Here is a 12,614-nt window from a genome sequence, read left to right as displayed (position 1 = left end):
TGTGGGGGGCTCGGCACGCAGAGACGGGTCCGGCCTGGCGCAGGCCGGTGTGTGTGGGGGGGCAGTCACGGTGGATGATCGGGAGGTGCGGCTCCGCGCTCCACGGCATCCGGCGGCGTGTTCCGACCGTGTGCCACCGACGGTTGAGCAGCACTCCCACTCGGCGGCGTCTGGTCAGGGCTTCACGGCCACTGCGCCGAACTGGGGGAGTACGACACGAGATTCCGACGCAGCGCGCCATTGCGAGCACGACACGAGGCCGGGAGCGAGGAAGTCCAGCCCTTCGAAGAACGCGCTGATCTCCGCACGGCTTCGGGCGGTGATCGGGGGCGTGGCGTTCTCGTTCCAGAACTTCATTGCCTCGACGTTGCCCTCGCCACCGAGGTCGGTGTCGGTGGTCGGGTGTGTCATGGCGAGGTAGCTGCCGGAGGGCACCGAGGCCATGATGCGGCGCACGATGTCCAGCGCCTGTTCCGTGTCGAGGATGAAGTTGAGGATGCCCAGCATCATGACAGCGACGGGCCGGTCGAGGTCAAGAGTCGCTGAGGCGCCCTCGATGATGCTGTCCGGGCTGTGGACGTCGGCATCGATGTAGTCGGTGGCTCCCTGCGGGGTGCCGACCAGCAGGCTGCGGGCGTGGACGAGCACGATGGGGTCGTTGTCGACATAGACGATCCGGGACTCGGGCGCGATCCGCTGGGCGATCTCGTGGGTGTTGTCCAGGGTCGGCAATCCGGTGCCGATGTCCAGGAACTGCCGCACTCCGCAGTCGGCGGTCAGAAACCCGACCGCGCGGCCGAGGAAGTCGCGGTCCGCGCGAGCCACGTCGCGGATCACGGGGAACATCGTGGAGACCTGGTCACCGACCTGCTGGTCGACCTCGTAGTGGTCCTTCCCGCCGATCCAGTAGTTCCACACCCGTGCGTTGTGCGCGATCCCGGTGTTCAGCCTGTCCGATACAGCGGACGGGTGTTGGCTCCCACTCACGTCTTTCCCTCTCCGTGCGCACGCATGTGCTGTCCTGGGTGCGCAGCCGTCATGGCGACAATGGACCGTGTTGCCATTGTCGTGGTCGTGGATCACGGTGTCCGGAGATTCGGCTCTCCAGAGCGAGAAGCGGACCAAGCATCAATGCGGCGGCGATCAACGACGCCGTGCACATCGTGTGTCCCGGTACGACCTTGTCCGCCCATCAGGGCAGGCCCGCGTCGACCAGTACGTCGATGATGCCGTGGGTGCGGGCCGCCCTGATGTCATGGGGTGTCCATCAGCGCGTCCCCGGACGCGGTGGGCAGTACGGACACCGGCCCAACCGACACCAGCTGCGTCACCCCGGCCGCCGGGAGCCCCTCCGCGGGGTGCGGGCCACGGCGGGGAAGAACTCACCGGGGTGCGCGCCGGGGTCGTACACGGCGACGATCGCCGCGTCGTGCACGGCCGCGAGCCGCGCTACGGCAGCCGGGTCCGTCACCTCCCCGTCGGCCCGCCCTGCCGTCGTGACCTCGTGGCCCCGCCGCCGGGCCTCCGCCACGGCCGCCCGGCCGACCCGGCCGCCTGCCCCAAAGACGATGATCCGGGCCCCTCTGGATCCCGAGATGTTCGACCCTGTCTATCCGTCCCCGCTGATGCCGTTCCGCGTGGGTGACAAGCGGGCCGCGCTGATCCTGCGCTGCCCGCACGATGGCCCGCGCCTATTCTCGGAGCTAAAGGTTCCGCTGCGTGGCGTCACGGCCAAGTCACTGAGCGCCGTGTCGAGTACGCCCTGACCCCGCTCGGCCTGGGCCTGCTGGGCCCGCTCGACGCCACCTGCGAGTGGACGCGGGGGCTGACACCACTTGTCGCACGTCGCACGTCGCACGTCGCACGTCGCTTGTCGCTCAGAGCAGGGAACGCCCCGTTTTCCCCGGAGGGTCCTGCCGCGCGCAACGGTCTTCACCCGGGACCGTCGATCACTGCGTGGCCTGCGTGGCCTGCGTGGACTACATGGACCGCAGGGGCGGGTGCCGCGTCGTTATCCCTGAGGGCTGGAGCAGTGGCGGAGCTTCGGGGCCGGGATCCTCGGTGACGACGACGCCGGCGGCCGCGTGGTCGAAACCGGCTGGCCAGCGAGTGTGCTCGCTGGCCACCGCGCCGGTCAGACAGGCCTGGAGAAGGTCGGCCGTACTCAAGTCGGAGCCACGCAAGTCGGCCAGGCGCAGGTCGGCGCGGCGGAAGACAGCACCGCCTGCGTCGGCCTTGCGCAGGTTCGCCTCGCGCAGGTCGGCCTCGGTGAAGTCCGCGTCACGCAAGTCCGCTTCGACCAGCCGGGCGCCCCGCAGGTCAGCCAGAACGCAGCGGGCCCGGCGCAGGATCGCCGTCTTGAGGTCGGCGTGCCGCAGGTTGACCGAGACGAGAGACGCCTGCGTCAGGTTGGCGTGGTACAGGCCCGCCGCCTCCATACAGGACCGGTCGAGGTTGACCTCATGCAGCCACAGTCCGTCGCAGTCGGCCCGCCGCAGGTCCGTGACGCCGAGGTTGACCCAGGACTGCTCCCGGGGTTGCAGCAACAACACGCCCAGCCCGGTCAGCGCCACCTGGGCGTCGGCGGCACGGACCTCCAGCGGCACGACGTCGTTGATCGGCACGTCCCTGGCTGGAGCTCGCGGTGCGGCGGGCGGCCAGGGCAGATGTGTGCGCAGGTAAGCAGCCTGGATGGAGATGACGGCCTCGCGGTCGCGGGCGGAGTGCTCCGCGATCCGCCACAGCGCGTGGAGCCCGCCAATGCGTGTCTCCAGCTTGTCACTGCCGAGCTGATCGACGGCCGTGCTGAACCGGTCCGTGACATAGCCTTCCTGCGTGGCGCGCAAGCCGTCCTGACTGACGCGTAGTTGCCGCCAGGTGGCGTACGCGCCGAACAGCACGACCATGCCGCCCACGGCCTGCAGAAGTGTCGTGCGGACGTCGTTCACCGCTTTCAGCCGGTCCTGTGCAGCGACGCTCGCCCCGGCGAGGTCGTGGTCGACCACCACACCCGGCAGGACGACGAGCACCGCGCCCAGAACGGCCAGCCCCGAGGCCCCGGCCAGCAGGGCCGCGACCGCACGATGCCTGACCAGCCGGTCGCGCCACGGCCTGCGACCGCGGTCCGGCTCCCCCGTCTCCATGGGCATGGGAGCCTAGGCGCCGCGCAGAAAACGATCAAGACGCACGACTTGGAGCGCGGCGCTCCACTCCCACTGGCCCGACGGGCAACCACTGGCACCACGGCCCGATTCTGGCGTGAACCAACGGTCAGGACCGGGAACGCATCCACCCACAATGGCGAGATGAGGCACGAGTTCGGCCCGGCCGGAACCTGGGAAGTGGCAACCGCTCTGCCCGCCCCCCGGCTGCGCTCCCGTGTCGTGCGCTACCGCGGATTCAGGTTCCGCCTGTCCGCGCCCCGGCGGCGGCTCGAACTCCCCGACTGCATGACGACACTCGTCATCCTCTTGGCACAGAAGCTGCGCGTGTCCGGCACCACAGGCGAGGATCCCGCCGCGGCCCCCTCGTTCACCTCCCTGCTCTCGGGCCCGCAGTCGCGCGCCCGCCTCGGCGAGCACGACGGTGGGCTGTACGGCGTGGAGGTCGTCATGGCCCCCTGGGCCGCGTACGCGTTCTTCGCCACCCCGATGGACCAACTCGCCAACTCGCTGATCGAACCCGCCGAGCTGCTCGGCCGCCGGCTCTACGCACTCGACGAGCGGCTGAGCGACTGCCCTGACTGGCCGGGACGCTTCGCGCTTCTTGACACCGTGCTGACGCGCTGGCTCGAAGACGGGCCGACCGTCTCCGCACGCGTTTTGTGGGTATGGGACCGGCTCTCCAGAGCGGCCGGAAACGTGCCCGTCCATCTGCTCGCCCGCGAATGCGGCTGGAGCGAACGGCACTTGGAGCGGCGCTTCGAGCAGCAGATCGGGTTGCTCCCCAAGGAGGCCTCCCGCGTCCTGCGGCTGCGCGCGGCCCTTCGGCTGACGGCCGACGGGCACCCGGGTGCCATCGCCGCCTCCCTCTCCGGCTACTCCGACCAGCCCCATCTGAGCCGGGAGTTCAAGTCCATGACCGGCTGGACCATGTCGCGCTTCCTGCGTGCCCGCACCATCGGCCACCCAGGGCCTCCGGACGTGGACCGGGTCGGGGGACAGCCGACCAGCCTCGTACTGCCGTTTGAGCCAACTTGAGGGCGACCTAGGGCGAGTTGAGGGTGAGGTCGGTTTTCTTCAATACCGCCCCCGGACGACGTTGCGAGGCTGCATCCGCACGCGAGGCGGTGACCCAGGAGGGATCCACGGCATGCCCCTGCCATGTGAGTCGAGCGTACGAGCCGCACTCAGCGCCGACGGCTATGCCGTCGTGGCTCCGCCGGGCGGCCAGCGAGACGCGATCGAGCTGCTCCAGGACATCGGCCGCTTCATCCCTCAGTACACCGGCATGGTGGAACACGAGGTCGTCCACCGTCCGGGAAACGACGGCCGCGCCTACTCCCAGAGCCGTAACACCATCCGGGCCCACACCGAAGCGCCGGGCTGGGACCCGAGCCCCCGCTATCTGGCCCTGTACTGCCACCAGCAGGCCCGCTGCGGGGGCGGCCACACCGATCTGCTCGACCTCAGGGTCCTGGAGAAGCTGCTCAGCCCGACCGAGCACGCGCTGTTGACCGGACCGAGCCTCGTCTTTCCCGGTCCGGGGAGCGACACCGAGCCCGTGATCGTTCCCATGCTGTACGACGACCGGGGCCGTCCCGTCCTGCGGTTCAGCTACAACCTGCTGACGGCGGCCGACTACGACGCCCCCCTCGACTCGGCCCCGCCGCCGGAAGAACTCCCGCTCGGGCAGGCCGGGGCCGACCTGGCCCACCGGGTGAGCGCGCTGTTCGACCAGTACCGCACCCAGGTGCTCATCCCCGACGGCTCCCTGCTCATCTGGGACAACCAGCGGATGGTGCACGCCCGTTCGCGGTACGAGGACGCGCGCCGCCACCTCACCAGGTACTGGATCGCCGCCTGACCGCGCCCCCAGCAGAAGGGCACACCCCTCAGATGACCATCGCCGAACACGCCGTCTCCGCGACACGCACCGTGTCAGGACGCAGGCTGGCCGCGCTCGTCCGCGACCGGTGCGGGGACGACCGGCTGGCGCACGACGTGGAAGTGGTCGGCCAGGTACTGCCGTTCAAGGTCAGCGGTCATGTCATCGACTGCCTGATCGACTGGGAGAGCGTTCCCGACGATCCGCTGTACCGGCTGGTCTTCCCGCATCGCGACATGCTCGACCCGCAGGATTTCAACGCCGTCGATCGCGCGCTGGGTGACCCGGCCGCGCTGCGGGACACCGTCGACGCCATCCACCACCGTCTGAATCCACACCCTGGCGAGCAGCTGACCCGCAACATCCCGGTCAGCGGAGTGCAGCACAAATACCCACAGACCGCGCTGGTCTTCCCCCGGCACGGACAGACCTGCCACGCGTACTGCTCCTACTGCTTCCGCTGGGCCCAGTTCGTCGGCCGACCGGAACTGCGCATCGCGGATGACGGCCCGCAGCACGTCACCGCGTACCTGCGGGACCATCCCGAGATCAGCGATGTGCTGTTCACCGGCGGCGACCCGCTCGTCATGCGCACCGAACTGCTGGAACCGTACGTCGACGCGCTGCTGCGCCCCGGTCTTGAGCACGTCACCACCATCCGTATCGGCACCAAGGCGCTCTCCTTCCATCCCGCCCGCCTGGTCACGGGACCGGACGCGGCCGGCCTGCTGCGCCTGTTCGAACGCGTGGTGCGGGCCGGACGCCAGCTCGCGGTGATGGTGCATGTGTCGCACCCCCGGGAACTGGAGCCCGACCTCGCCCGGCTCGCCGTCGCCGCTCTGCACGGAGTGGGGGCCCAACTGCGGTCCCAGGCGCCTGTCGTACGCCATGTCAATGACGATCCGGCGGTGTGGGCGGACGCGTGGCGCGCGCAGCTCCGCCTCGGCATCCACCCGTACTACCTGTTCGTGGAGCGGGACACCGGCGCGCGACGCTACTTCGGCCTCCCGCTCCAGCGCGCGTACGAGATCCACCGCGAGGCCGTGCTGCGTCTTTCCGGCCTCGGCCGCACCGCCCGCGGCCCTGTGATGTCGACGGCCGAGGGAAAGGTGACCGTGGACGGGGTGACCGAACTGCCGGGCGGACGGGCCTTCGCGCTGCGCTATTTGCAGGCCCGGACACCGGACCTGGTGGACCGGCCGTTCCACGCCCGGTGGGACCCGGCCGCCCAGTGGTGGTCCGAGCTGGTCCCGTTCGGCGGACCCGACCGGGCCTTCTTCCCGCAGGCGGCCACCGTACGGGAACGACCGTGCTGAACACCGTCCGCCCGGCCGGGGCGGCCACGGGGGCCGGCCTCGCCATACTGTCCGCCTGTACCTTCGGCACGGTAGGACCGGCCACCAAGGTGCTGGCGGCGGCGGGACTCTCGGCGCCCGAGATCGCCCAGGCCCGGCTGACCATCGCGGCGGTGCTGCTCCTCGCGTACGTGGCCGTCACCCGGCCCCGGCAGCTGCTGGCGACCCGACAGGAGTGGGCCGTCATCGCCGTCCTCGGGATCTTCTCCTTCGCCGCGCTGCAGACGCTGTGCGGCGTCGCGGTCGCGCGGATCCCGGTCGGTGTCTTCGTGGTGCTGCAGTTCCTTTCACCGGTGATCGTCGTCGTCTGGTTGCGCTGGGTGCGGCGCATTCGGCAGCCGCGCCTGGCCTGGGCGGGCACAGCCGTCGTACTGAGCGGTCTGCTGCTGGTCGGCGAGGTGTGGTCGCGGCTGCGACTCGACCTGATCGGAGTGCTTGCCGCCCTCGGAACGGCGGCGGCGCTGTCCGTACGCTTCCTGCTCGCGGGCCGGGCACTGCTCCACCGCGATCCGGTCGCCGTGGCCGCACTGGGCATCGCCGTCGGCGCCGTCGCACTCAACGTCCTGTACCCCCTGACCGGCTTCCCCTACGCGGCCCTGGGAGACACCGTCAGCTACGGATCGCTCTCCGCCCCCGTATGGACGGTGGTCCTGTGGGCAGGCGTCGTGGCGACACTCGTCGCCTACCTCAGCGGTATCGCGGCCCAGCAGTTCATGGAGCCGTCCACCGCGAGCCTGTTCGCGACGCTGGAGGTCGTGGCCGGGGCGGGGGCCGCGTTCCTCCTCCTCGGCGAGACCCTGACAGCCGTGCAGTGCGCGGGAGTCGCCACGGTCCTGGCCGGGGTCCTGCTCGCCCAGCGGTCCATGCGTACGCGACCGCCAGGACCGGGCACACCCCCCGATGCCCCCGGAGCACGAGAGGAACATGAAGGATGGACGAGCGGTTCATCAGCAACCCCGAGGAAGACGAACTCGGCAGCGCCCTGTTCGGCGCCGTCGACAACCCGGTGATCCACCGCCTGGCGGCCAACTGGCGGCGCAGGGCCACGGTCAAGCGGGACGACCCCGAGCTGCTCGACCTGTTCGACCTCACCCTGCCGGACTATCCCGAGGACATCGTCCCGTTCGCCGACCACCCGGTCTACCTGGGCCTGTCCCCGGAGCAGCGGGGCGCCGTCCTGACCTGGGCCATGATCGCCCTCAACCGGAACACCGAGTACTCGGAGACCCATGTGGTCAATCCGGCCTTCGGACTGATCCTGCGCGGCGAGTTCCCCGGCCTGTGGGGCGAGGCCCTGGAGGTCTCACTCATCCAGGCCATGGTGGACGAGCAGTACCACATCCTCATGCACCGGATGGCCAGCGACGTCACCCGGGCCCGACGCGGCAGCCACTTCCGGGCGAAGGAACTGCCGCTGCCGTACGTCGCCGAGACGCACCGCGCGCTGACCGGGCAGGTGCCGGAGCGCTGGCAGCGCAGTCTGTACACGCTCGCGTTCGCCATCACCACCGAGCTGTCCATCGGCGCCTATCTGGAACTCATCGCCAAGGCGTCGGGCGTCCAGCCGATGATCGTGGAGCTCTCCCGGCTGCACCGGCACGACGAGGTCTGCCACGGATCCATCAGTGGTGAACTCCTCAAGGTGCTCTATCCCCAACTGGGCAAGGAGCAGCAGCGATTCCTGCTCAGCGCGCTCTGCCGGGCGCTGGAGGCGTACTCCGCAAACGACTACCGGGCCTGGGAAGCGATCATGCGGCTCGTCGGGGTGCCGGACGGAACCCGGATGCTCCAGGACTGCAGGTCCGCCGGGCGTACCGCGCTGCTGCGTGACTACAGCGGACTCCACCGGGTCCTCACCGAACTCGATGTCATCGACGAGGTCGACTTCGACTGGTCGAGCGTCAAGGTGGCCGGCGACCTTCCCTATGTCCTGTGAGGAGGGCCCCGTTCCCATGACACCGGACGAGACACCCGACGAGACAGCGTGGACGTACCGCATCGGTGCCGACACGGCCCGCAGGATCGTACTGAGCGCCCTCGCCGAACGCGGCGTCGACGACGCGGCCCGCGCGGCCGTCGCCGACGCACTCGTGGAGACCTCGATGCGGGGCATCGACACCCATGGACTGCGGCTGCTGCCGCGCTACCTCGACGACCTCGCACAGGGCATCGCCAACGCCAGGCCGGAGATCCGGATCATCAGGGAGACCGGCCCGAGCGCGCTCCTCGACGCCGATGCCGCCCTGGGGGTCGTCGCCGGCGCCGCGGGGGTACGGGCGGCGGTGCGGCGCGCCGGTGAGCACGGTGTCGCGGCCGTCGTGGTCCGCAACTCCAACCACTTCGGGGCCGCTTCGCTCTACAGCCGCGCCATGGCCGGGGCCGGGATGGTCGGCTGGGCCATGACGTCCGCTTCCTCGCGGGTGGCCCCCTACAACGGGCGGGGTCCGCTGTTCGGCACCAACCCGGTCAGCGTCGCGGCGGGGCAGGGCGACGGCGAGTTCGCCCTCGACATGGCCACCAGTGAGGTGTGTCTGGGTGAGATACGGGAACGGGGGCGCCGCGGTCTGCCCCTCGACCCGGGCTGGGCGACGGCCGCGGACGGCCGCGGCACCCGGGAGGCGTCCGAGGTGGCGGCTCTGTCCCCGCTCGGCGCCGGGTACAAGGGCCAGGGCCTTGCCATGGTGGTGACCCTGATGACCGCGGTGCTCGCCGACGGCCCCCTGGACTGGGAGCTCGACCACATGGATCAGGCGGCGCCCGGCAGGGGCCGCGGGGTGGCGCACTTCCTGCTGTGCCTGGATCCGGCCGCCTTCGGTGGGCGAGACGCCTTCGAGGGTCGGCTGCGAGACCTCGTACACACCACGCGAGGGGCACCGGCCGCGGGCTCCGAGCCGGTGCTGTGCCCCGGGGATCCGGAGCGCCTCCAGGAGTCCGGCGCCGCCCGGGACGGCATTCCCCTTGACCCGGACACGGCACGCAGGCTGTACGCGCTGGCACAGCGCCACCACATCGAAGCCCCCGCGCCTCCGGGCGCCCGGAGGAGGACACCGTGACCGTACTGTCCCCGGCCGAGTTCATCTGGATGGACGGCCGGCTCGTCCTTTGGGACGACGCACAGATCCATGTGCTGACACAGTCCCTGCACTACGGATGGGCGGTCTACGAAGGCATCCGGGCACACGAGACCGTGGACGGCACAGCGGTCTTCCGGCTCCGCGACCACCTTGCCCGGCTCCGGCGCTCGGCCCGTGTCTACCTGATGGACATCCCGTACATCGAGGACGAGCTGATCGACGCCACCACCGAACTGATCAGGGCGGGCGGTCCCGGTCCACGCTATGTCCGACCCCTCGTCTATCTCGGATACGGCAGCATGGGGGTCGCCCTCGATCTGTCCGCCGTGCGCGTGACCATCGCAGCCTGGGCGTGGGAGGAGCAGCAGCCGTCCCGTCACTGGCGCCTCATGACGAGCGGCTGGCGGCGCAACCACCAGGACACCATTCCTCCGCTGGCGAAGGCCACCGGCGCGTACCTCAACTCCTCACTCGCCAAGATCGCGGCTGTCAGGGCCGGTTACGACGACGCCCTGCTGCTGACCGCGTCCGGGCACATCTCCGAGAGCTCCGCCGCCAACGTCTTCCTCGTCAGCTCCGGCGTCCTGCACACCCCTCCGGTCGAGCAGGGCATACTGCCCGGGATCACCCGCTCCACCGTGCTCGAACTGGCCCGCGGCGCAGGCATCCCCACTGCCGAACGACCCTTGGCACACGCCGAGGCATACACCGCCGACGAGATCTTCCTGACCGGGACCGCCATCGGTGTCGTACCGGTCGAGTCGGTCGACGACCGCCGCACCACGACGGACGGCTGCGGTCCGGTCACGGGGGCGCTGCGCGACGCCTACCGGGACGCGGTCGGCGGAAAACCCCCGGCAGCGGCCGACTGGCTCACCAGGGTGTGACAACTCTGCCCGAGCACCTCTCGTAGAGCGCATGACGGTGCCCCGACTGCTTCTCTCAGCCGCGGCACCGTTGCTCTGTCAGCGACGACGGCTATACGCGCCTCGGCCGCGCTGTTCGGCAGCACCGAGTGAGCCGCCGCCGCTTGGGCAGGCCGCGCCTCTCACCCGTCACGATGGGCTCCACTGGTAGCGTACGCTCTGCGTTTGCTCCGTAACAGATCGTTGCCAACTGCTACTGCCTTTCCGTCCCTTCGGCATCGCGGCGCGCGTTTCCGGCTGTGACGGAGAGGCCCTGTGGAGGAGAAGATCGTGAGAACCCAGCACTCTCTGCCGGTCAGCGACTCGGCCCTCGGCGCGGCGGCATGACGGCAGCGGCGCGCCCCCGCCCGGCCCATGTCCACATCCAGAGCCGGGAGTGCGACCCGGAGATCTTGAAACGGCTGACCGGCGCCGCGTACTTCCCGGAGCGGCTGCTCGGTTCGGCGATCATCGACACGGTGTGCCGGTCCGACGGCGACCTTCTGTATGTCGCCGCTCCGGGGGTGCTGGACGCCGACGAACAGGTGGGCTACTACCTGGGGCTGCTGGGTGCCGATTGCGGCGAGGCCCGGGGCCGGGTGCGCATCGTGGACCTGGACGACGCGGGTTCCCGATGGCTGAGTGACAAGGTCCTCGATGCGGAGAACCCGCAGGCCGCACAGGTCCGTGCGGCCATCCGGGCCTTCGTGATCGACCGTCAGCGCGCCGGTGCCGACGTCCGGCTGTGCTACTTCGAACCCTCGGCGCCGCTGGAGCGCTACGCCCGGGAGCTGGGAGTGCCGGGCGACCAGCCGCATTCGTCCCGCATCCCGCTGGGCACCAAACACACCGGCCGCCGGCTCTTCGCCGAGGCGGGCGTGCCCGTCCCCGCCGGTTCCCCCGCGCCGTGCGACACCCTCGACGGCCTCGCCGGGGAAGTGGCGCGGATGGTGCGGGCGGGACACCGTGCGGTAATCGTCAAACTCGACGACCCCGCTTCCGGGGCCGGCCTCGGCAACGCGCTGCTGGATCTCGATGACGTGGAACCGTCACTCGGCGCGGATGACGACACCCTGGTCGGACACCTGCTCGACGTACTGCCCCGGGCCACCCTGGTGGACACCAAGATCACCTGGGATGACTACGTACGGACAATGGAGAGAACCGGCGCCGTCGTGGAGGAGTGGATCCAGGACGACACACTGCGCAGCCCCAGCTTTCAGGGCAGGATCACCGACGCGGCCGAGGTCGAGGCGGTCTCCACGCATGACCAGGTGCTCGCCAACCACGGCCAGAGTTATATGGGGTGCCTCTTCCCGGCAAGTGCCGAGTACCGGCACACGCTCATCGACTACGGGTTGCGCATCGGCCGAGCGTTGCGGGAACGGGGCGTGGAGAAGGGCGACTACGGAGTCGACTTCCTGGCCAGGCGCACCGGCGGCTCCTGGCAGCTTCTCGGATGTGAGGTCAACCTGAGATCCACCGGAACCAAACACGCCTTCGGCATGGTCACGGGACTCTTGGGGACACGCGCCACGCCGGACGGCCGACTGGTCGTCGGCGGCCCCGTGAACAACGGCGGGCCCACGGAGCATGAGCGTGTGTACGAGGCATCGGACAACATCATGGACCCGCGTTACACAGGACTGCGACCGGCCCAACTCATCCGCGCCGTCACCCGCTCGCCCCTGGGGTACGACCCCGAGCGCGCGACGGGCGTGGTGCTGCACATGATGAGCTCCGCCGCCGAGGTGGGAAAGTTCGGCGCCGTGTGCATCGGGGCCGACCATGCCGAGACCGCATCGCTGATGCGGAGGCTGCGCGAACTGGCGGACTCCCTCGCCGCGGGGCCCCGCCAGGGGCTGCCGGTCGGACGCCACACCTGAGCGTTGATGCCGACCGCCGACCGCCGACCGCCGACCGCCGATCGCCGGTGCGGTTCCCCGACGCCCCACGTCCAGTTCGGGTCAACCCCCACACCTGCGTAAACGGGCGAGGCCGCTCCCGCGCCGACCCCCTAAAGAGCCGACTCAAGCGTCGAGCCGAATCCGCACCCTGCGGTTCTGGCGGCCCTTGCTCTCCACCTTGGTGACCGTGACGCGCCCCACCTGACGGGTGGACGCCACATGGGTGCCGCCGTCGGCCAGTTCGGCAAGGACGGCGTCGCCAACATCGACGAGGTCACCGGCGTGACCCGCAAGCTCATCGAGGCCGGGCAGGACGCGCTCACCGCC

12 protein-coding genes are annotated in these 12,614 nt (G+C 70.2%); 8 read left to right on the top strand and 4 right to left on the bottom strand.

Translation table 11 applies throughout. The annotated features are described in order from the left end of the window. Nucleotides 1-174: 174 nt before the first annotated feature. From ACWDVB_RS32090 to ACWDVB_RS32080, 3 genes are all read right to left on the bottom strand, one after another. Nucleotides 175-987 (bottom strand): SAM-dependent methyltransferase, encoded by an 813-nt coding sequence (locus ACWDVB_RS32090; RefSeq protein WP_451516964.1) that lies wholly within the window; start codon nucleotides 985-987, stop codon nucleotides 175-177. Between the two features lie 340 nt (nucleotides 988-1,327). Next, on the bottom strand, nucleotides 1,328-1,531 hold the full coding sequence (locus ACWDVB_RS32085; RefSeq protein WP_451516965.1) for a hypothetical protein: 204 nt from the start codon (nucleotides 1,529-1,531) through the stop codon (nucleotides 1,328-1,330). A gap of 448 nt (nucleotides 1,532-1,979) precedes the next feature. After that, on the bottom strand, nucleotides 1,980-3,143 hold the full coding sequence (locus ACWDVB_RS32080; RefSeq protein ID WP_451516966.1) for a pentapeptide repeat-containing protein: 1,164 nt from the start codon (nucleotides 3,141-3,143) through the stop codon (nucleotides 1,980-1,982). 162 nt (nucleotides 3,144-3,305) lie between these two features. Here ACWDVB_RS32080 and ACWDVB_RS32075 point away from each other — a divergent pair, with 162 nt between their 5' ends. From ACWDVB_RS32075 to ACWDVB_RS32040, 8 genes are all read left to right on the top strand, one after another. Continuing rightward, nucleotides 3,306-4,199, top strand: coding sequence for a helix-turn-helix domain-containing protein (locus tag ACWDVB_RS32075; protein WP_451516967.1), 894 nt, complete (start codon nucleotides 3,306-3,308; stop codon nucleotides 4,197-4,199). A gap of 112 nt (nucleotides 4,200-4,311) precedes the next feature. Then, nucleotides 4,312-5,025 (top strand): TauD/TfdA family dioxygenase, encoded by a 714-nt coding sequence (locus ACWDVB_RS32070; protein WP_451516968.1) that lies wholly within the window; start codon nucleotides 4,312-4,314, stop codon nucleotides 5,023-5,025. Nucleotides 5,026-5,057: 32 nt separating this feature from the next. Then, nucleotides 5,058-6,362, top strand: coding sequence for a KamA family radical SAM protein (locus ACWDVB_RS32065; RefSeq protein WP_451516969.1), 1,305 nt, complete (start codon nucleotides 5,058-5,060; stop codon nucleotides 6,360-6,362). After that, the gene (locus ACWDVB_RS32060) at nucleotides 6,356-7,411 is read left to right on the top strand and encodes an EamA family transporter (RefSeq protein WP_451516970.1); all 1,056 of its coding nucleotides are present in this window, start codon (nucleotides 6,356-6,358) and stop codon (nucleotides 7,409-7,411) included. Before ACWDVB_RS32065 ends, ACWDVB_RS32060 begins: the two co-directional genes overlap by 7 nt. Next, complete coding sequence (locus ACWDVB_RS32055; protein ID WP_451516971.1) at nucleotides 7,333-8,337, top strand: diiron oxygenase; 1,005 nt, start codon at nucleotides 7,333-7,335, stop codon at nucleotides 8,335-8,337. The genes ACWDVB_RS32060 and ACWDVB_RS32055 overlap by 79 nt, the downstream gene beginning before the upstream one ends. 16 nt (nucleotides 8,338-8,353) lie before the next feature. Next, nucleotides 8,354-9,454, top strand: coding sequence for an Ldh family oxidoreductase (locus tag ACWDVB_RS32050; protein WP_451516972.1), 1,101 nt, complete (start codon nucleotides 8,354-8,356; stop codon nucleotides 9,452-9,454). After that, complete coding sequence (locus ACWDVB_RS32045) at nucleotides 9,451-10,362, top strand: branched-chain amino acid transaminase (protein WP_451516973.1); 912 nt, start codon at nucleotides 9,451-9,453, stop codon at nucleotides 10,360-10,362. Before ACWDVB_RS32050 ends, ACWDVB_RS32045 begins: the two co-directional genes overlap by 4 nt. 362 nt (nucleotides 10,363-10,724) lie before the next feature. Then, the gene (locus tag ACWDVB_RS32040; protein WP_451516974.1) at nucleotides 10,725-12,266 is read left to right on the top strand and encodes a peptide ligase PGM1-related protein; all 1,542 of its coding nucleotides are present in this window, start codon (nucleotides 10,725-10,727) and stop codon (nucleotides 12,264-12,266) included. A 144-nt stretch (nucleotides 12,267-12,410) separates the two neighbouring features. Here the strand turns inward: ACWDVB_RS32040 and ACWDVB_RS32035 are convergent, their stop codons facing one another. After that, nucleotides 12,411-12,527, bottom strand: coding sequence for a hypothetical protein (locus tag ACWDVB_RS32035; RefSeq protein ID WP_451612013.1), 117 nt, complete (start codon nucleotides 12,525-12,527; stop codon nucleotides 12,411-12,413). Between the last annotated feature and the right edge of the window lie 87 nt (nucleotides 12,528-12,614).

The sequence above is a fragment of the Streptomyces sp. NPDC003379 genome (assembly GCF_053589195.1).
The sequence above is the reverse complement of the archived record's forward strand: the minus strand, read 5'-3'. Positions and strand labels throughout refer to the sequence as shown.

Coding starts and splice junctions, on each gene's coding strand:
- ACWDVB_RS32040 (WP_451516974.1), top strand. CDS start 10,725: ATGACGGCAGCGGCGCGCCCCCGCCCGGCCCATGTCCACATCCAGAGC.
- ACWDVB_RS32050 (WP_451516972.1), top strand. CDS start 8,354: ATGACACCGGACGAGACACCCGACGAGACAGCGTGGACGTACCGCATC.
- ACWDVB_RS32075 (WP_451516967.1), top strand. CDS start 3,306: ATGAGGCACGAGTTCGGCCCGGCCGGAACCTGGGAAGTGGCAACCGCT.
- ACWDVB_RS32070 (WP_451516968.1), top strand. CDS start 4,312: ATGCCCCTGCCATGTGAGTCGAGCGTACGAGCCGCACTCAGCGCCGAC.
- ACWDVB_RS32080 (WP_451516966.1), bottom strand. CDS start 3,143: ATGGAGACGGGGGAGCCGGACCGCGGTCGCAGGCCGTGGCGCGACCGG.
- ACWDVB_RS32055 (WP_451516971.1), top strand. CDS start 7,333: ATGGACGAGCGGTTCATCAGCAACCCCGAGGAAGACGAACTCGGCAGC.
- ACWDVB_RS32065 (WP_451516969.1), top strand. CDS start 5,058: ATGACCATCGCCGAACACGCCGTCTCCGCGACACGCACCGTGTCAGGA.